Here is a 20458-nt window from a genome sequence, read left to right on the forward strand (position 1 = left end):
TGACTTTTGACATTAGCATAAATTTGCCGGCAAATGAAAGCGTTAGCGGGCTGTCCAGCCACCATCCAGCACCAGCGTCTGGGCGGTGATATTGCGCGCGGCCGGGCTCAGTAAAAACAAAGCCGTGTCAGCCAGCTCGCTAATGCTGATAAAGGCTTTTTTGGGCATCGGCTTGAGCATAATTTCATTGATCACCTGCTCCTCACTGATGTTATTGGCCTTTGCCTGGTCAGCAATCTGTTTTTCCACCAAAGGTGTTTTCACATATGCCGGGCACAGGGTATTGATGGTGATATCCGCTTCGGCCATCTCCAGCGCCACCGTTTTTGCCAGGCCTAGCAGACCATGCTTGGCTGCCACATAGGCGGATTTGTACGGCGAGGCCACCAGGGAGTGAATCGAGCCGATATTGATGACCCGGCCAAAATTTTGCTGCTGCATATGTGGCAAAAATGCCTGGGTCAGCAGAGCCGGGCCCACCAGCATGATATTGATAAGCTGTTGCCATTTGTGTGCTGGGAACGTAGCGAGCGCTTCCACATGCTGTACTCCGGCGTTGTTTATCAGCACATCCACTGGGGTATCGCTAAGCTGTTCAGGCAAGGCTGCCACCTGCTCGGCATTGGTTACATCTACTGCGACTGCCAGCGCTTGTAGCCCCTGATCACGCAGCTGTTGCGCTGCTTGCTCAGCAGCATCCTGGTTGATATCGGCCAGAATCACCTGATGCTGCTGGCGGGCCAGCTGTTCAGCAATACCATAGCCGATACCACTGGCACCGCCGGTGATAAAAATGGTGTAGGGTTTCATGCATCATCCTTAACGTTGTTGGAGTTAGTAAAAGCGTCAATGATGGCTTTGACCGCACGCAACTGTTCACCATCACGAGTTGCATAATCATCCCCGGTATAGCCCCACCAGTCCCAACAGCCCTGGGGGTTTAAAGGCATAAACAGCGACTTGCGCGTTTGCGGGTAAAATACCACCAATTGATTGTCGTCGGCCCAGCGGTTCAGGCCGGTACGCTCCACGTAGGCCATATCGACCGCGTCAGCGTACTGGTTGCAGCCATGAAAACTCACATGCACCTGACAGGGTTGTCCATCAGCACAGGATTTAGGTACATAGGCATAGCCGGTCTGGGCCAGCGTATCGGCCGCGGCGCCGGCAATGTCGTGCTGGTTGTAGCTGATCACTTCGCCTTCCTGCGTGTCATCTGGCGCGTTAAGCTCGCCAAGCAAAAAGCCCAGTGCTTCCCCGGCTGCATCATAATTGCAGTCGCCAATGAACGGAGTATCGCTGGCGCTACAGGCCCCGCCATCCTGTAGGGTAGGAAAATGATGACCAAAGGGCTTATCAACAATATAGCGCACAGCCCCGGCGCTTAACCAGGTTTGATACTGTTGATGCAGTAAATCAGTTACTTCCTGCGCTACCCGTTGGTCGCGGGTGCCATGTAACAGCCACACCCGATCATCCTGGAGGTTTTCCAGCGGAGCAATTTTGCCCGCCTTGGCCCATTTTTCGGCCTGGGAGAGCAGGCTGGCCGGTGCCAGGCTGCCATCCAGAGCATCCACACAGGTATCCAGTGCCACAGTGATATCATTTTGCGCACAATAATAAGGTCCGGCACTGATGATCGCCGCGCCACTCACCCAGTCGCTGTACGCAACATGAAACTGATTGGCCATGTAGCCGCCCGCTGATAAGCCCGACACGGTGATCTGTCGGGTATCCAGATTAAGCGTGGGTTGGGCCTGGGCGACCCCGGCGGTCAGCAGGGCAAGGCAGACGAGATGTTTTTTCATTGTGAGTCCTCTGAGGCTAAAAATGCACGCAACTGCTGCGCTGCTTCCTGAATATGCACCAGGCCTTCCAGGTGGCCATACTGGCCGGTCAGCTCATGGTAGGTACTGGGCTTGTCGAGCTCGGCCAGCGTGCTGTGCGCTTCTTTGGCCAGATAGGGAAGCAATAATAAATCGGTGGAGGCCGGCAAAAATAAGGTTTTGGCTTGCACCCGCGAAAGTCCCTGGCGCAGGTTGTCACCATGGCCAGCCACAAACAGCTGGCAGGCCCGTACCAGATAAAGTAAATGATTGGCATCCATGGTTTTGGTTCGCTCCTGAGCCCGCGACTGTAACCAGTTGACAATACTGTGGGATTGCCGGATATCAGATAACGGCGCCTGTTCCAGCGGTTGATAGCCCAGTGTCCGGCCTTGCTGGTTAAACACCGAAGGATGTAATGCATACTGGGTGATCAGCATCAAGGCGGCAGTGAGGCCCTGGTGCGGGCCGTTATCGCGTTCATAGGCACCGTCCTGCCAGGCCGGGTCCAGCCGGATTGGCGCAGCCCAGTGGGCCAGCGACGCAGTAGTCCAGGCATCACTGGCACCGGTACCAATTACCGATACCACACGTTCAACCTGGTCTGGGTAAGCACTGGCCCATTCCAGCGCCTGCATCGAGCCCATTGATGGGCCGGCCACGGCATGCAACGAACGGATCCCTAAACTTTCCAGCACCTGTTTTTGCACATTGACAAAATCGCGGATAGTCACCACCGGAAAATCCAGCCCGTAAGGCTTGCCCGTGGCCGGGTTTACTGAGGACGGCCCGGTGGTAACTACATGCTCATCATAGGCAGCCAAATTTGCCAGAGTGTCGACGCTGATCACAAAATATTTGTCGGTATCAATGGCTTTACCCGGGCCAATCAGAGCATCCCAATAACCAGGCTGGGCATCATCGGGGTGGTAGCGACCGGCGGCATGGGAGGAACCGGAAAAATGATGGGTGATCAAAATGACATTGTCTTTGTCGGCATTGAGCTGCCCGTAGCTTTCCCAGCCCACTTGCACTTCTGCCAGGGTCTGGCCGGAAAACAGTATAAAGTCGGTGGTTCTAAACACCTGTTTTTCAACAATTGGCAAAGCCAGGCAGGGGAGACTTAGCCAGCAAGCGGTGAACATGGCTAGTAAAGAGTTGTATTTTTTCACCGGGATTCTCCTTCAAAACCAGCTAAACAGCGCGATGGCCACAATCAGACCCATGACCGGGGTAACCACAGTCAAAGCCGCGACCGGTCCATACGCGGCCTGATGGGTTTCATGGCAAATGGCCCGGATGGTGGTGACCACATAGCCATTATGGGGCAACGAGTCCAACGCGCCGGAGGATATCGAAACAATCCGATGCAACTGCTCCGGCTCTACGCCCTGGTCCAGATAATGTGGGCCTACCAGCGGTAATACGATAGCCTGGCCCCCCGACGCAGAACCGGTTAAGCCGGCAGTCACACTCACTGCAATGGCTGCGCCAATGAGCTGGTTGCCGGGAATTTGCGTCATCATATCCACCGTGGCCATAAAAGCCTCGGTGTTTTTGGCAATACTGCCAAACCCCACAACCGCGGCAGTGTTGCCGATGGCCACCAAAGCACCGGTGGTGCCCAGGTTGATGGCTTTGGGCAGATCATGAAAGTGGCGAAAATTGATCAGCATCAGGGTAAGAACGCCGCCGGCCAGTGCCACAATCAATGCGTACTGAGCAATGGCTTCATGCAAAAAGAACGACAATAACAGCACCACAATCAGCGGAATGATACCGGTAATGGGGTGGGGGTAATCGCGTTCAGGGATCACCGGGTCTATATCACGGCTTTCAAAATGTTCGCCGTTGGCCACGGCTTTGGTGATCATGCGCTTAAGCCACCAATAGCCAAAGCAGGCCATCAGGACCGCCACGACCAGGCTGACCTCCCAGGCAGCAAAGGGAGAGGTGCCCAGATACTTGATGGGGATCCAGTTTTGAATTTCCGGTGAGCCGGCAGAGGTCATGGTAAAAGTCACCGAGCCAAAGGCCAGGGTGCCGGGAATAAAGCGCCGTGGCAGGTTGGCATCCTTAAACAGGCTGAGCGCCATGGGGTAGACCGAAAACGCCACCACAAATACGCTAACCCCGCCATAAGTAAGGATGGCGCAGGCCATGACCACCGCCAACACTGCCTGCTTGTAGCCTAAGCGGGTTACAATCCAGCGTGCTACCGCATCTGCCGCCCCTGTGTCTTCCATGAACTTGCCGAATAAGGCACCGAGCAAAAACATAAAAAACCAGGCGGCGACAAAATCAGCAAAGCCGCCCATGTACAGGGTGACAAAATTGTCGGCCCCGTCAAACAGGGTGATGTCATTAGTCAGGGCAACCAATAACGCACACAAAGGCGCGGCGATAAACAGGTTCATGCCCCGGATGGTGAGTACAATCAGCAAAATCAGGCCCAACAACAGGCCGGCCATACTTAGCATAATGGATTCCTTTTATTGTTCTGTTACCGCAGACCCGCCAAGGAATAACCTCAGTGTGCCCTAAAGCAGTACTGTGCGCCCATAGTACGATGGTGCTACGTACTAAGGTACTAGATACGCGTGGTTTTTTTGTCGATAAATTAATCATCAGACCGCTAGCTCGTCAGGAACATGATTTCCACCAAAAGCGACAATAAAAGGATTACGCATGACTTACCATACCCCTATTTTTTGCCGTCGGCGCCAAACCCTGTGCGCGCTGGCAGTGACCGCCGCACTAACTGCCAGCCCGCTGGCCTTGGCGCAGCAAGCCGGGCAGCCAGAAGACGAAGAAGCACGCTTAGAGCGCATTGAAGTGACCGCCCGGCGCACGGTGGAAACCCTGCAGGAAGTGCCGGTCGCCATCACCTCCATCGGCGCGGCTGAACTGACTGAAAAAGGCATCAGTGTACTTACCGAGGTGCAGCAGTTCTCTCCTAATACCACGTTGCAAACCAGCCGTGGCACTAACTCCACCCTGACTGCGTTTATCCGTGGTCTGGGCCAGCAGGATCCGCTGTGGGGCTATGAGCCGGGTGTGGGCATTTACATTGATGATGTGTATATCGCGCGGCCGCAGGGTGCGGTGATGGATTTATTGGATGTACAGCGCATTGAGGTGTTGCGCGGGCCCCAGGGCACCCTGTATGGCAAAAATACCATTGGAGGGGCGGTCAAATATGTCACCAAAGAAATGACCGGCGACCCGCAGCTCAATGTGCAGGGTACCATTGGCAGCTACAATCAGCGGGATGTCAAAATCACCGGCCAGTACCCGCTGATTCAGGACAAGGTCTTCTTAGGCTTTGGTTATGCCAATCTTAATCGCGACGGCTTTGGCGAGTTCTTGATCCTGGCTCAGCCAGGCCAGGATACCGAAAACTACAACAAAGATTTGTGGGCGGCGCGGCTGACGCTGGAAGTGCACCCCACCGACGATTTATTTTTCCGCCTGGGCTGGGATAAAACCGAAGATGACTCCAACGCCAAAGGTGGCTACCGCCTATTACCCAGTCTGCGCACGGATGCCCCGCAACCGGACTCGGTGTTTGATTCTTATTCGAGTTTGCCCACCACTAACAAGGTGGAGCTGGACGGCTTAAGCTGGCTGGCCCGGTATAATGTCAATGCTATGACCGAGCTTAAATACATTGGCTCCAAACGGGAAAGTTACTCGCCCACCAATATCGATTTTGACAATACCCAGCTGGATATCTTCGATGTGCCAGCGATATACGAAGATGAAAACCAGACCCACGAGCTGCAACTGAACATCACCGGCAATGATATGACGCTGGTCAGCGGCCTGTATTATTACGATGGCGAATCCTGTGGGATGTTTGATGCCATCCTGGGCGTATTGGGGCGCGATTTTGCAGCGCTGGAGATTTTCCCGGAAGGCACCCCGGGCTTTACCCGGGAAGTGTCCGGGTGCAATAACAGCGAAAGCTGGGCGGGGTACGCGCAGCTTAATTACGATATCACCGACAAGGTATCGGTATCACTGGGCGCGCGCTATACCGATGAGGAAAAACAAGCCTCGGTCTTTAACGGCACGGTGCTGTATAACCTGTACCCGCAAACTGGCTGGATAGACGGCTTTGAGCGCCCTGACAATGTGCCTATTCCGCAGGTTCTGGGCACCGACACGGACAATGACGGCGTACCGGATGCGCCGGCCGTGCAAAGTTGGTCGCGGTTTACGCCGCGAGTGGGGGTGGAATATCAGTATTCACGCGATACGTTGTTTTTTGCCAGCTATGCCCAGGGCTTTAAGTCGGGCACCTTTAATCCGCGTGCTACCATTAATGAGCCGGGGGTCGACCCGGAAATCGTAGACTCATTTGAGCTGGGCATGAAAAGCGACCTCACCGATCGTTTTCGTCTGAACGCCACCGCGTTTACCTACGATCACCAGGACCGCCAGTATATCGGCATCGAGGGCAATTCTGACGATCCCACCGCATTGCAGCAACGTTTGCGTAATGCGGCGGAAACCGCAGCCAGCGGCGTGGAAGTAGAGATGACCTATGTGGCCACCAATAATCTGTCGTTTGATGTGGCCTATGGCTTTATTGATTTTGAGATCAAAGAAAACAATGCCATTCCGCCACTCATCGGGCTGGCCAGTACGCCCGAACATACGCTAAATCTGGCGGCCAACTACACCATGGACACCGCCTACGGATTTTTTACAGTTAATGCCAACTATTATTACCGTGATGAGTATCTGATTTTTGAAACCAGCGATTTGATTCAGCAGGATGCCTACGGACTGGCAAATTTGAGTGTCAACTGGGAAAGTGTGGAAGGCCAGTGGTATGGCGGCTTGCACTTTAAAAACCTGACCGATGAAGAATACATCGTCGGTGGCTACGATTTTGTTACCCGACTGGAAGATGGCAGCTTTGGCCCCGGATTGGGCAACGATACCACCCTGATCAGCTACTACGGCGATCCGCGTACTGTTCACCTCACCCTGGGCTATCGTTTCTAGACTAGCCATGCTTGCGCAGGCCACCCCCTGGCCTGCGTAAAACGCTTTTACCCACGATAATATATGCTACAGTGGCTAACAAATAATTAACATTGTTAGGTTATGACTACTTCGGTATTGATTGCTGATGATCATCCCTTGTTTCGTGCAGCCCTAAAACATGCTTTGCAGGGCGTTGTTGGCGATTCCGTGTATGAAGCGGCATCGCTGGATGAGGCACAGGCGGCTCTGGCGCAGCATGAGGCCATCGAACTGGTGTTTTTAGATCTAACCATGCCGGGTGCCAGTGGATTGAGTGGCTTAGCAGAACTACTTAGCCAGTGGCCTGATGTGGTGGTCGTGGTGGTCTCTGCTCAGGAAGACAGTGCGCTGATCCGACGGGTAATGCAACTTGGGGCCGGTGGCTTTATTCCAAAATCCACGCCGTTACCGCAAATTATTGCTGCGGTTGACCACATTCTGGATGGCCTGCCCTGGGTCCCGGACTATGTAGAACAGCCGCTGGCGACATCGGAGGCCTCACCGGATGCGTTGTTTGTACAAAATCTGGCGCAACTGACCCCCCACCAGTACAAGGTGCTGGCACTGCTGGCCGATGGCTTGCTCAACAAGCAAATCGCCTACACACTTCAAATTTCCGAGTCCACCGTGAAACAACATGTCTCTGCAGTGCTGCGAAAATTACACGTAGTCAATCGAACCCAGGCCGGGGTGTTATACAACCAGGTGGTGGCCGGTCACTGAGCCAGTACCTCGCGTAGCAGCTTTTTCAGCGCCAGCAACTTAACTGGTTTGGGTAAATAATGTAGCTGATGGTGTGCGGCCTCGGCTTTCACGCCCGCATCCCGTTTAGCGGTATTTAGAATTCCGGGCACAGATTTCTGCCAAAATGCGCGCAGCGCACTGGCCACTTCGGTGCCGGTTTGCCGCCGGTTCAAATGATAATCTACGATCATCAAATCCGGCGGAGTCGGGCAGCGTGTCTGGCCGGTGTCAAAATCGGCTGCCACCAACACCTGGGCGCCCCAGCCGGTCAGTGTCAGCGCCAGCGCTTCAGCCACTTCAGTATCATTTTCAATTAACAACACCTGGCTGCGAGGTAAAAAGGCCCCGGCAAGCGGCTCAGCGTGAACTGGTGCGGGGGCGCTAGCCGGTGTTGCCCGGCGCGGTACAGTCACTGTAAACCGGGTTCCAAACCCGGGGCGTGATTGCAGATTTACCGGGTGGCCCAATAGTTGGCTCATTCGCTCAACAATGGTCAGGCCCAACCCCAGTCCGGCGTTGGCCTCATTGCCTTCTAGCTGATGAAACTCTGCGAAAATCGCCTGTTGATGATGCGCGGCAATCCCGGGGCCGGTATCGCAGACCCATATGGCCACCTGCTTAGTGCCAACCCGGCGTGCACCTAGCAATACGGTGCCCTGGCGGGTGTAGCGAATGGCATTGGCCACCAGATTTTGCACAATTCTGCGTAACAGGCGCGGGTCGCTGTGCACCCACAAAGCGTTGGGTACTGTTCGAAACGACAAGCCTTTTTGGCTGGCAATTACCGCGAATTCCTGGCTCAACGGGCCCAACACCTCCTGCAACGCAAAGTCGGTGCAGTCAGGCTGCATCACACCGGAATCCAACCGCGACATATCCAGCAACGTACTAAGAAGCGCTTCAGCGCTTTGCAGCGAGGATTGCAGCTGCTGGCTCAGCGAAAAATGGGGGGTGTGGCGGGTCTGCTCAGTAAGCAGGGCGGCAAACAGGGTGGCAGCATTAAATGGCTGCATCAGATCGTGACCGGCAGCGGCCAAAAAGCGGGTTTTGCTTTCATTGGCCTGTTCTGCCTGTTGTTGTGCCTGCTGCAGTTGTTGAGTGCGCTGGCGCACCCGCTGTTCTAATACCTGCTGGGTTTTGATGTGCTCGGAAATATCACTGTAGGTGGTCACATAGCCACCGCCGGGCAGCGGGCTGCCATGTAACTCAATAACCTTGCCATCCGGTTGCCGTCGAACGTATTTGTAGCGGGTGCCGGCCTGCATATGAGCAATACGCTTGGCAATTTCCTGCTCTACATTTTCAGCATCGCCCAACAGCCCGCGCCGGGCATTAAATGCCAGTAAGGCATGAATGGTCATGCCGGCTTGCAGTGCCTGGGGTGGATAGTCAAATAAGGTCGCGTATTGCTGGTTCCAGGCCAGCAGGCACAGATTATGATCTAGTACGCAAATTCCCTGTTCGATGTGCTGCACCGAGGATTGCAGCACCTCATGGTTAAATTGAAACGACACCGAGGCTTCTTCTGCCCATTCCACCAAATCCGGTACGGTATGGTGGCGATCTTCAGCGATGGCGCTGAGTAACACCCTGGCCCCGGGCGTGCCCACCTGGCCAGCCAGCAATTGTTCCACCTTATTTAACAGCGCGGCACTGGCAAAGCCCTGGTTGGACCCCAGGCGGGTCGCCAGTTGAGCCTGCAACGACTGATAATCGCCGGAATCCAGAACCCGTTCAGTCAGCTGCATCAGGGTGGCCAGGCGGATCATCAACAACGGTGGTCGGGCGTGCTGGCTATCTGTCTGAACCACGCGCGGCCGGGTAAGCAAGCTGATAATCAGCAACACAGTTACATTTGCCAGCAGGCTCAACACAAAACCGCGGGCCAGTATGGCATCGCTGGGCGGCGGGTCAAAATAATAACTGGATAATACACTGGGGTAGAGCACCCACACCAGCCAGCCGGCCAGGCCGGCCAGTAAGCCCGCTCCGGCCCCGGCTAAGCTGGCGCGCGACCAGTACAGCCCCAGCAACATCGCCGGTAGCATCTGGCCTAACAGGGCAATAGCAATGATACCGCTTTTCACCAGCGGGGCTGACTGACTGACATGCAGGTGATACCAGTAGGCGACGCTGAGCACCACCAACACGGTGGCGCGGCGAATGGTCAATATCCCGCCCGGGCGCATGGTGTTTAACGAGCGGGTGGAAATGCGCGCCCGCAGCCATAGCGGCGTCACCACATTATTGGCAATCATAATCCCCAGTGCCAGAGTGGCCACAATGATCATGCTGGTGGTGGCCGACAGCCCGCCCACAAAGGCTGCCAGGGTTATCGTCGGCGCATCACTGGCCAGTGGCAGCGCCAGTACAAATGCATCAGAACTGATGGTAGCCGTGTCAAGCAACACACTGCCGGCCAGCGCAATGGGCAGCACAAATACGGTCATGGCCAGTAAGTAGAGGGGAAACAGCCAGCGCGCAGTGCGCAGCTCGCCCTCGCCATTGCATTCAACAAAGTTCATATGAAACTGGCGCGGTAACACAAACATGGAACAGACCCCCAGCAGCATATGCCCGGCATACACCCAGCCGCTGGTATCGGCGCCTAGCACCGCCCGTCCGGCCGGATGTGCAGCAGCTTGCAATAACAAATCCAGCGGCCCGTCGAACAAGCTGTAGCACACAAATATTCCGACAATAGTCAGGCCGGCCAGCTTAAGCACAGATTCCACCGCGATGGTCAGCAGCAGGCCAGGATGTTTTTCTTTCAGACTTAAGCTGCGCGTGCCAAACAAAATGGCAAACAGTGCCATCAATGCGGCTACATACATGCCGACTGTATGGGGGCCGCTGGAAGCTTCAGGCGCAAGCAGCGCAATGCTTTTGGTGATGGCATCCAGCTGCAGGGCAATATAGGGCACCACACCAATAAAGCACAGCAGGGAGATAAGCGCGGCAATCATGTGCGAGCGCTGATAGCGCAATGCCACAAAGTCGGCCAGCGAACTGATGCTGTGCTGCTGGCACAGCCGGTTGATACGTAGGAGCACAGGAAACATAAAGGCCATCACCATTATGATCCCGGCATAGGTCGGCACGACCGGCCACCCAAACTGGAGTGCCTGTGTGGTAGTGCCAAAAAATGCCCAGGAGGTGCAATGTACCCCCAGGCCCAGGCTATACAGATACGGATGCTGCTGATTGGGGCGTAAATATTTATCGCCCAAAAAGGCCACAGCAAACAAAAAACACAGATACAGAATGACGATGGCGCCAACTGTCCAGATTGTCAGCATGTTAATCAGATGCGCAGAGTGTGTTGAGTCTATTAACATACCGAATAGTGCCGGGTCCGCCTAGTGTGTATTTCCACAAAAATCCGAAGGTCTTGCCCTTGAAGACATCACAAACAGCCCCATAAATTGCTGCACACGATGTTCAGCGTGCCATTTAGCTAAAGGCGGTAAAAAAAATTGTAGCCCAAGGCTGGAAAAATCGTTGAACGACCCTATTGAAGGGGTAATTCGAATTGCCCTGAATATTTAGTTGGAGGTAGGCATGAGCGACAAGCGCGACGAACAGGCGCAACCCGAGCAGGACGAGGTAGTGACCGAACAGGCGAACGACCAACAGGCACAAGAGGTGCCGGTACACGAAGGTGAAGTGGTCAGCGAAGACGCCGCCGGCGAAGATGCTGCCCAGGCGCGCATCTATGAGCTGGAAACAGCCTTGTCAGATGCCCAGGCAAAAATCAAAGAGCAGCAAGACGGCGTGTTACGCGCTCGTGCTGACATGGAGAATGCCCGTCGCCGTGCCGAAGCCGAAGTGGAAAAAGCGCGTAAGTTTGCGCTGGAACGCTTTGCTGGCGAATTACTCCCAGTGGTGGATAACCTGGAGCGGGCGCTGGAAGCCGGCGACAGCAGCAATGACGCAGTGAAGCCATTGCTGGAAGGTGTTGAGATGACGCAAAAAGCGTTTTTGAGCACCATCGAAAAATTTGGGGTGAAGACTATCGACCCACAGGGCGAGGTGTTTAACCCGGAACTGCATCAGGCGATGTCGATGCAGGAAAGTGCCGAGCATGAGCCAAATACAGTTATGGCGGTGATGCAAAAAGGCTACGAATTAAATGGCCGGTTGTTGCGGCCAGCCATGGTTATGGTCGCCCGCGCCCCGGACAGTGGCGTGGACACCAAAGCTTAAAAGCAATTTTTTTAAACACTCACTGTTGAATTGTGGGTAAATAACCCCACTAAAAATGCAGACTTTAAAGAATAGAAATTCGGAGACACGTAATGGGTAGAATCATTGGTATCGATTTAGGTACAACGAATTCATGTGTCGCGGTGCTGGATGGTGACAAGCCGCGCGTTATCGAAAATGCGGAAGGCGATCGTACAACTCCCTCCATTATTGCGTACACCAATGACGGTGAAACACTGGTAGGTTCAGCAGCGAAGCGTCAGGCAGTAACAAACCCTGAAAACACGCTGTTTGCTATCAAGCGTCTGATTGGCCGTCGTTTTGAAGATAAAGAAGTGCAGCGTGATATCGACATCATGCCGTACAAAATTGTTAAAGCCGATAATGGCGATGCCTGGGTAGAAGCCAAAGGCGACAAAATGGCACCGCCGCAGGTATCTGCTGAAGTGCTGAAAAAGATGAAGAAAACTGCCGAGGATTACCTGGGCGAAGAAGTCACTGCTGCGGTTATCACCGTACCTGCTTACTTCAATGATTCTCAGCGTCAGGCAACTAAAGATGCCGGTCGTATTGCTGGTCTGGAAGTTAAGCGGATCATCAACGAGCCAACTGCAGCGGCGCTGGCCTATGGTATGGACAAGAAAAAAGGTGACAATGTTGTCGCGGTATACGATTTAGGTGGTGGTACCTTTGATATCTCTATCATCGAAATCGACGCGGTAGACGGCGAGCATACCTTTGAAGTACTGGCGACTAACGGTGACACCCACTTAGGTGGTGAAGATTTCGATAACCGCATGATTACCTACCTGGTTGACGAATTTAAGCGTGAGCAAGGTATCGATCTGCGTAAAGATCCACTGGCCATGCAGCGTCTGAAAGAAGCCGGAGAAAAAGCCAAGATTGAATTGTCTTCAGCGCAGCAAACTGAAGTGAACCTGCCGTACATCACTGCAGATTCTTCAGGTCCTAAGCACTTAGCGATCAAAGTGACCCGTGCCAAGCTGGAATCACTGGTTGAAGATCTGGTTAAACAGTCTCTGGACCCAGTGAAAAAAGCTCTGGCCGATGCTGATCTGTCAGTAAGCGATATCCAGGACATCATCATGGTAGGCGGTCAGACCCGTATGCCTCTGGTACAAAAATATGTGTCAGAATTCTTCGGCAAAGATCCGCGTAAAGATGTAAACCCGGATGAAGCGGTAGCGGTAGGTGCTGCGATTCAAGGTGGTGTACTGGCCGGTGACGTAAAAGATGTACTGCTGCTGGACGTTACTCCTCTGTCACTGGGTATTGAGACCATGGGCGGCGTGATGACGGTGTTGATTGAGAAAAACACCACTATCCCGACTAAGAAGTCGCAAACCTTCTCCACGGCTGAAGACAATCAGTCTGCAGTAACTGTGCATGTACTTCAGGGTGAGCGTAAACAGTCCAGTGGCAACAAGTCACTGGGTCAGTTTAACTTAGAAGGTATTCGCCCGGCGGCCCGCGGTGTACCACAAATCGAAGTGACCTTCGATTTGGACGCTGACGGTATCTTGCATGTGTCTGCTAAAGATAAAGACACTGGCAAAGAGCAGAAGATCACCATCAAAGCGTCTTCAGGCTTGAGCGATGAAGAAGTGGAAAAAATGGTAGCGGATGCCGAAGCCAATAAAGATGCCGATAAGAAGTTCGAAGAACTGATTCAGGCGCGTAACCAGGCTGACGGCATGATCCACGCAACTCGCAAGCAGCTTGAAGAAGTAGGCGATGCGTTGAGCGAAGAAGACAAAGCTCCTATCGAGCAAGCATTGTCGGACCTGGAAGCTGCAAGCAAAGGCGAAGACAAAGCGGAAATCGAAGCGAAAACCCAGGCGTTGGTTGAAGCGTCTGGCAAACTGATGGAAGCTGCCCAGGCCCAGGCTGGTCAGGGTGAAGCTGACGCTGGTGGTGAGCAAGCGCAGCAGAGCAGAGGCAAAGGCGACGATGATGTTGTCGATGCTGAGTTCGAAGAAGTGAAAGACGACGATAAAAAGTAAGCTGTCGTTTGATGTTCCGGCCTGCTATCGGGCCGGGATGTAGTCACAGTGCAGGCGCAGCAGGACTTTCTTGTTGCGCCTTTTGTTGTGTAAGAGACAGGGCAAAAAAATGCACTGTAGCAACCAAATTTGAGTGGGTGGGCCGGTAAGCGCCCGCCCTCTGCTAACGAAGTAGGAAAAGTAGCGATATGTCGAAACGTGACTACTACGAAGTGTTAGGCGTGGATAAAAGCGCCGGTGTACGCGATATTAAAAAGGCGTACAAAAAACTGGCGATGAAGTATCACCCCGACCGCACCCAGGGCGATAAATCGCTGGAAGATAAATTTAAGGAAATTCAGGAAGCCTACGAAATTCTGACCGATGATCAGAAACGTGCTGCGTATGATCAGTACGGCCATGCAGGTGTGGATCCTAATCGCGGCGGAGCCGGCTTCGGTGGTGGTGGCGCTGATTTTGGCGACATTTTTGGCGATGTATTTGGCGATATCTTTGGCGGTGGTCGCGGTGGCCGTCAATCTCGCGCCCGCCAGGGTGCAGATTTGCGCTATAACCTGGAAATGAGCCTGGAAGAAGCGGTACGCGGCAAAGATGTCGAAATACGTGTACCGACCCTGGTTGAGTGTGAGCCATGTCATGGTTCCGGTGCTAAAAAAGGCACGTCGCCGACCACTTGCCCTACCTGTCATGGTGCCGGCCAAGTGCAGATGCGTCAGGGCTTTTTTGCAGTACAGCAAACCTGTCCAACCTGTTCAGGGCGCGGCAAGATCATCTCTGATCCGTGTAATAGCTGCCGTGGTCAGGGCCGGGTTGAAAAAACCAAAACCTTGTCGGTTAAAATCCCGGCGGGTGTGGATACCGGCGACCGTATTCGCTTAAATGGCGAAGGCGAAGCAGGTGAAGCGGGTGCTCCGGCAGGTGATTTGTACGTGCAGGTGCATGTTAAACAACATGATATCTTCACCCGTGACGGCAATAATCTGTACTGCGAAGTGCCGCTGAGCTTCACCACTGCTGCACTGGGTGGCGAGTTACAAGTGCCGACCTTAGATGGCAAGGTTAAACTGAAGGTCAGCCCGGAAACCCAAACCGGCCGCATGTTCCGCTTACGCGGTAAAGGCGTTAAATCGGTGCGTAACGGTATGGTTGGCGACCTGATGTGTAAGGTGGTCGTAGAAACGCCGGTCAATCTGTCATCTAAGCAAAAAGAATTGCTCAAAGAGCTCGATGCGTCGATGGACAGTGAAAAAAGCAAACACCGGCCCAAAGAACAGGGCTTTTTCGATGGTGTGAAAAAGTTTTTTGACGACCTGACCAACTAATTTAAAGACCCTCCGCTCGCGGAGGGTTTTTTTTGCTGGTAAGCAATCCCAGGACTGCGTAGAGTATAAAATAAACAGCACCCAATGGTGATAGTAAATAAGGAATGTTTTATGAAAACTCAGGTAAAGCACTTGCTGGCTGTAGCCGGCTTGTTACTGGCCCCTCATACCTTCGCGCAGGACACAGTTAAGCCCGCCATGTCTGAAAAGCATGCCAAAGCCATGGTGGACTACCGCCAGTCGGTATATACCCTGTTAGGCAGCAATATGGCGCCGCTGGGCGGCATGGCCAAAGGCGCAATTGAATATGATGCCCAGGCGATGCAAACCCACGGCATGCGGATTGAACAGCTAGCCGCCATGCTGCGCGATTATTTGTACGTGGATACCCGTGACTTTGAGGTTGAAACAGGTGCCAAAGACAACCTGTGGGATAACTACGAGGATGTGACCGCAAAAATCGATGCCCTGGCAGATGCCGCGCGCACCTTGCAGCAGATCGCGCAAAAAGGTGAGCAGGATAAATACCGCCAGGCCATTGCCGATGTGGGAGCCAGCTGCAAATCCTGTCATGACGACTATAAAAAGGATTAACCGCCGGGGGCCAGCCTAAGTTTTTGACGGGCGCGGTAAACTCTTTGGCGGTCTGAAGCGAATCTATAGACACCCTGACCAGAACTGCAAAGGACAAACTATGGATACCGACAAGTCAGATTCGCCAAATCAACAAACCATCGCGGGCATGGAAGGACTGCAATCCGCCATCGCCAATGGAGAGATCAACCGGGTAAAACAATTGCTTACCCACGAGATGCTGGACGAGTTGCAAAAGCAGCACCTTATTGAACTGGCCAAAAGCAGTAATCAAAGTGAGATTGCTGAACTGCTCGATAATACGCCAGCCAAACCCTGATTATCTGCACGCTGAACAGCCAACATTTTCTGTTGGCTGCTTTATCATTCTAACCTGCTGTTAAGTAAACCGTTGTTACGCTATACCGGTCAGTCAAGCGGTGTGTTGAATGCGTTTACATCATTTCCCGTGGCGATTTAAATTTGCCAGACCTACGGTTTGTGACTAGTTTCAAATGAAGTGCAGTGCTGCCAAAGTTGCAATAAAAGCGGGTATAAAGCTTTGTCGGTATTGCGTGTGCTAGGACACAAAGGAGAGCCCCGGTGAGTAGCGCAGTAGGATTATCATTATTTATCCAACCCGACGGCAAAGCCCAGTTAGAGATTGCACTGGCGGCGATTGCTACCCATCCCAGTATCAGCTGCTGCGCATTAGGCGTACGCCAAACCCCAGCCGGCCAATGGCGAGCTATTGCCGGTGAGTGCCCGTTGCCTGAAGCATTTGAATGGCCAGCGCCCCGGGCTCGCTACCCGCTGGTCTGCTGGCAGACGCCACAGGCAGGCTGGGCCGCCAGTCGGGTGTTGGCTGTGTCAGCGAATCAAGAAATCTGGTTTATTTGTCAATTGCAGCAGGATGCCGACGAGCGTCTGATGGCCCAGGTGAGCGCGGCCAGCAGTGCGCTGGATGCCTGGTTTACCGGCCACGCCGATCAGCACTGTGAGCCTGACGAGCCCCCAGTGCTCATCAGTGACGCCGAGCAATCGGCGATTGCATCACGCCGGTCCGACCCGGGGTATCTAAAAACAGTGCTGGATAGTCTCAATGATGCAGTGTTTACCATTAGCCAGACCGGTCAGGTGATTACCACCAATGCCGCTGTAAACCGTATTTTTGATCTGGCAACCGATGAGGCGGTTGAAGGCAGCATCAGCTTGTTTATTCCAGAATTGTTAAGCAGCGCTGACCACGGTGAGCCCGCACCTTTACTGCTCAAAAATGCAGTGCGCCATGTGCAGCATTACGGGGTGCGGCACAATGGCGAGTATTTTCCGGTAGAGCTCAGTGTGCATCCGATCGCCAGCCCCCAACCAGACCAGTTTGTGGTGATAGTCAGTGATATTACTGCGCGCAAGCAAGCCTCCGACGATATCTACCGCATGGCGTTTTATGATGATGTCACCGGTCTGCCCAACTTTAAATCGTTTGAAAGGGATGTGAACCAACTGATTGAACAATCGCGTCAGGCCAGACAGGACTTGTTTTGCCTGATGTTCGATATCGACAAGTTCTCCCATTACAACCTAACCTATGGCAAAGACACCGGCGATTTTATTCTGCGCATTCTGGCCAAGCGTATTGATGCGCACATCTCACCGTTGTTCACCGCGTACCGCGGTCATGCTGATTTGTTTTTTATCTTGTACAGCGCACCGTTTGATGCAGATAACAGCACAGTTGAAGCCATTTTGGAAGATGCCCAGCGTATCTTGCAGCAGGAGATCCTGGCGGATATCAGCTTGCATGACCATTGCCATCCCATCAGTGCGTCGGTGTCCTCAGCGCTGATCCAGGGCGAACTGGCCAGTTTTGAAAAAATTGTCGGGATCCTCGAATACGGCCGCAACCGCGCTAAGGGGCAGGGGGTAGCCGGCAAGGTCACTTTTGACCGGCGCGCATTTTCAGACTACGAACGGCACAATTATATCGCCCAGGCATTTACCGGAGCGCTGGAAAATAATGAGTTTTATCTGGTATTACAGCCGCAATACAGCGCCTCGGGGGAGATCATCTGTTCAGAAGCACTGTTGCGGTGGGAGCAACCCGAATTGGGCGCCATCGGTCCGGCCGAGTTTATTCCCGTTGCCGAAGAAAGTGATGTGATTGTGGACATTGGCTACTGGGTGCTAGAAGAAGCCTGTCGGCTACTCGCCCAAAGCAAAGCCAAAGGCTCGACCACCCGCATTGCGGTGAACATCAGTGGCCGCCATATTGCCCGCCCGGATTTTGACGACAAACTGATGGCCATCGTCAAAAAGTGGAAAGTGCATCCGAACCAGTTGCAACTGGAAATTACCGAAACCACCGTGGTCTCGGGGATCAGTATCGTGCGCGAACGCATGGCGGCGTTGGCTGCCTGTGGCTTTTCATTTTCCATTGATGATTTTGGCACCGGCTACTCAAGCTTAAGCTATCTCAAGGAACTGCCCATTTGTGAGCTCAAAATCGACCGTTATTTTGTCGATGAAATCAATTTTGAGCAGCATGATGTGCCAATTGTAAACACCATTATTGATATGGCGGATGCCATGGGGATCCGCACCGTGGCTGAAGGCATCGAAAACGAAGTGCAGTTAAGTTATCTGATCCAGCGCGGCTGCGATGTGCTGCAGGGTTTTCATCTGTCGCGGCCTATGCCAGAAGCGGATTGGCTGGAGTTGTTGCAATTGACACGCGACACCAGGCCTGCGACATGCAACCAGCCGGTACAAATCGGCCAGGCCAGCTTCCGCCCGTCTCGCTCAAATCAGGAAAAAGCCGGGTAGCCGCTGCAACTGCTGTTAGTAATAGAGCGCATCGGCCATCGGCTTAGGCGGCGCTACCTCAACCACATAGTAGGTCAGCGCACAGCACAGCAGAAGAATCACCAGCGCCAGCCACAACCGCGACGAGCCAATCGGGCGGTGCGCGGTGGCTTTTTTACCATGTACCATGGCACTTACCAGGGCCTGTCGCTTTCTCAGGACATACCAGGCCACAGCTACCAGATGCAGCGCAATCACCACCAGCAGGGCCTCAAAACTGACATGGTGTAGCCAGTTCATGAGCTCACGCGTGGCCTCATCGGCCTGGCCATACCAAGGCCCCTGCATAAAGATATCATCGGTCATAAACAGACCGCTGACTGCCTGGACCAATACTAGCGCCAGCATCACTAACACCCCGTAGCCGCCTAGCGGATTATGGCTGGCATAATCATTGGGCTGGCGCGAAAACACGCTGCGGCTGTATCGCAACACTGCCAGCGGGTGGGTCACAAAGGCGCTAAACCGAGCATAGCGCGGCCCGCACAGCCCCCAGCACAGACGAAACAAAATCAGAGTTAATAAGCCATAGCCAATATAAAAATGCCATTGCATGGCATCGTCCAGCCATTCAGCGGTGACATACTGCCCGCCTAACCCGACCACCAGTAGCCAGTGAAATAAGCGGGTGGGTAAATCCCAAATTAACTGTGGTTTCATGCTATGCTCCTGCCATTGACATGTATGTTGTATCAGCCTGCCTTAAAAAAACAAGCCTGAACATAATCTTACAGGTTTTGCCAGGCAGGCTTGCAGCGCCCCGGCAGACAGGCACAATACCCATATGCAAACCACAGGTAACAAAATAATGAACACAGGAATTTTTGGTGCCAACGGCCGCATGGGCCGGGTACTGATCGATGCTGTGCGCCAGCAAGAGCAAGCCACACTCAGTGCGGCAACCGTACGCGCTGACTCGCCATTCAAAGGCATGAATGTGGGTGAGCTGGCCGGCGTCGGTAGCTTGCCGGTGCACTGCCAGGCGGTGGCTGATATCGATCCTAAGCAGGTCGATGTCATGATTGATTTTACGCTGCCAGCAGCGTTGACCGACAACCTTGATTGGTGTGTCGAAAATCATATGCCAGTGGTGATTGGTACCACCGGTTTAAATGATGAACAACTGGCGCGGCTGCATCAGGCCAGTCAGTCGATTCCGATTGTGTTTGCCGCCAATTACAGTGTGGGCATCAACCTGATGCTTAGCCTGGTACGCCAGGCCGCCCGGGCACTGGGCCACAGCGCAGATATCGAGATTACCGAAGCCCATCACCGGTTTAAAAAGGATGCCCCGTCGGGCACAGCCATGGCCATTGGTGAAGCCATTGCCGACGAACTGGGTCGTGATTTATCCCAGTGTGCGGTGTACGGCCGTGAGGGGCATGAGCCAGAGCGGGATCAGCAAACCATTGGCTTTGCCACCATTCGGGCGGGCGACATCGTGGGCGAACACACTGCGTTGTTCGCGGATTTAGGCGAGCGCCTGGAGATCACGCACAAGGCATCCAGCCGTCTCACTTTTGCCAATGGCGCCGTGCGCGCGGCATTGTGGCTCAATGGTCAGCCACCGGGGCTATATTCCATGGCCGATGTACTGGGCCTGCCATCAGCGGGTTAACTGTAAGTTTCACGGTGTTTTACTGAAAATAATGGTTAAAGCGCTGTTTTTTACACTTTTCCCAGATCAGCGTAGACCTTGAGCAAAAGCTGCTGTATACTTATTGGAATTTGCCAAGATTTTGCGCTGAGCTGGGCTTAGCGCAGGTTTATTAGCTGCAAAGACTACAAACGGGAAGCAGAGCCAGCGTGACTCGCATCCCGTTTTTTGTACGTTTCGATACGTAAAGTGTTGAAACTAATGGTT

Annotated in this window: 15 protein-coding genes; 9 read left to right on the top strand and 6 right to left on the bottom strand. The window is 53.6% G+C overall.

All coding sequences use genetic code 11. The features are described 5' to 3' along the window. Window positions 1-42: 42 nt before the first annotated feature. Genes ACTUJZ_RS00485 through ACTUJZ_RS00500 form a run of 4 tightly spaced genes read right to left on the bottom strand, consistent with a single transcriptional unit; the run spans window position 43 to window position 4306 of the window. The gene (locus tag ACTUJZ_RS00485; RefSeq protein ID WP_463634307.1) at window positions 43-810 is read right to left on the bottom strand and encodes a 3-hydroxybutyrate dehydrogenase; all 768 of its coding nucleotides are present in this window, start codon (window positions 808-810) and stop codon (window positions 43-45) included. Next, entirely contained in the window at window positions 807-1808 is a 1002-nt protein-coding gene (locus ACTUJZ_RS00490) for an extracellular catalytic domain type 2 short-chain-length polyhydroxyalkanoate depolymerase (RefSeq protein ID WP_463634308.1), read from the bottom strand. The genes ACTUJZ_RS00485 and ACTUJZ_RS00490 overlap by 4 nt, the downstream gene beginning before the upstream one ends. Continuing rightward, window positions 1805-2971 carry an E22 family MetX-like putative esterase gene (locus ACTUJZ_RS00495; protein ID WP_463635216.1) on the bottom strand — a complete coding sequence of 389 codons (1167 nt, stop codon included), beginning with the start codon at window positions 2969-2971 and terminating at the stop codon, window positions 1805-1807. The genes ACTUJZ_RS00490 and ACTUJZ_RS00495 overlap by 4 nt, the downstream gene beginning before the upstream one ends. A 39-nt stretch (window positions 2972-3010) precedes the next feature. Next, window positions 3011-4306 (bottom strand): GntP family permease, encoded by a 1296-nt coding sequence (locus tag ACTUJZ_RS00500; protein WP_463634309.1) that lies wholly within the window; start codon window positions 4304-4306, stop codon window positions 3011-3013. Window positions 4307-4514: 208 nt separating this feature from the next. On the opposite strand from ACTUJZ_RS00500, the gene ACTUJZ_RS00505 reads away from it, so the two are divergent. Then, complete coding sequence (locus ACTUJZ_RS00505; RefSeq protein ID WP_463634310.1) at window positions 4515-6842, top strand: TonB-dependent receptor; 2328 nt, start codon at window positions 4515-4517, stop codon at window positions 6840-6842. A gap of 102 nt (window positions 6843-6944) precedes the next feature. Further along, window positions 6945-7586 (top strand): response regulator, encoded by a 642-nt coding sequence (locus ACTUJZ_RS00510; RefSeq protein WP_463634311.1) that lies wholly within the window; start codon window positions 6945-6947, stop codon window positions 7584-7586. Here ACTUJZ_RS00510 and ACTUJZ_RS00515 read toward each other — a convergent pair. Beyond that, complete coding sequence (locus ACTUJZ_RS00515; RefSeq protein ID WP_463634312.1) at window positions 7580-10906, bottom strand: hybrid sensor histidine kinase/response regulator; 3327 nt, start codon at window positions 10904-10906, stop codon at window positions 7580-7582. The two genes, ACTUJZ_RS00510 and ACTUJZ_RS00515, sit on opposite strands and share 7 nt — an antisense overlap. Before the next feature lie 262 nt (window positions 10907-11168). Here ACTUJZ_RS00515 and grpE point away from each other — a divergent pair, with 262 nt between their 5' ends. The 6 genes from grpE to ACTUJZ_RS00545 all read left to right on the top strand — a co-directional run bounded on the left by grpE (window position 11169) and on the right by ACTUJZ_RS00545 (window position 18555). Next, entirely contained in the window at window positions 11169-11813 is a 645-nt protein-coding gene (gene grpE / locus ACTUJZ_RS00520; RefSeq protein WP_463634313.1) for a nucleotide exchange factor GrpE, read from the top strand. 92 nt (window positions 11814-11905) lie between these two features. Further along, entirely contained in the window at window positions 11906-13837 is a 1932-nt protein-coding gene (dnaK, locus tag ACTUJZ_RS00525) for a molecular chaperone DnaK (RefSeq protein WP_463634314.1), read from the top strand. Between the two features lie 188 nt (window positions 13838-14025). Further along, entirely contained in the window at window positions 14026-15159 is a 1134-nt protein-coding gene (gene dnaJ / locus ACTUJZ_RS00530; protein WP_463634315.1) for a molecular chaperone DnaJ, read from the top strand. 111 nt (window positions 15160-15270) lie between these two features. Then, complete coding sequence (locus ACTUJZ_RS00535) at window positions 15271-15753, top strand: c-type cytochrome (RefSeq protein WP_463634316.1); 483 nt, start codon at window positions 15271-15273, stop codon at window positions 15751-15753. 100 nt (window positions 15754-15853) lie between these two features. Beyond that, window positions 15854-16072 carry a hypothetical protein gene (locus ACTUJZ_RS00540; RefSeq protein ID WP_463634317.1) on the top strand — a complete coding sequence of 73 codons (219 nt, stop codon included), beginning with the start codon at window positions 15854-15856 and terminating at the stop codon, window positions 16070-16072. A 263-nt stretch (window positions 16073-16335) separates the two neighbouring features. Continuing rightward, entirely contained in the window at window positions 16336-18555 is a 2220-nt protein-coding gene (locus tag ACTUJZ_RS00545; protein ID WP_463634318.1) for a putative bifunctional diguanylate cyclase/phosphodiesterase, read from the top strand. Between the two features lie 15 nt (window positions 18556-18570). Here ACTUJZ_RS00545 and ACTUJZ_RS00550 read toward each other — a convergent pair whose 3' ends face one another. Further along, window positions 18571-19254, bottom strand: a complete 684-nt coding sequence (locus ACTUJZ_RS00550) for a cytochrome b/b6 domain-containing protein (RefSeq protein ID WP_463634319.1) — start codon at window positions 19252-19254, stop codon at window positions 18571-18573. Between the two features lie 148 nt (window positions 19255-19402). On the opposite strand from ACTUJZ_RS00550, the gene dapB reads away from it, so the two are divergent. Continuing rightward, a complete protein-coding gene (gene dapB, locus ACTUJZ_RS00555; RefSeq protein WP_463634320.1) occupies window positions 19403-20212 on the top strand; it encodes a 4-hydroxy-tetrahydrodipicolinate reductase in 810 nt (269 codons plus the stop codon). Window positions 20213-20458: the final 246 nt, after the last annotated feature.

This window comes from Alteromonas sp. WD8-37, assembly GCF_055326825.1.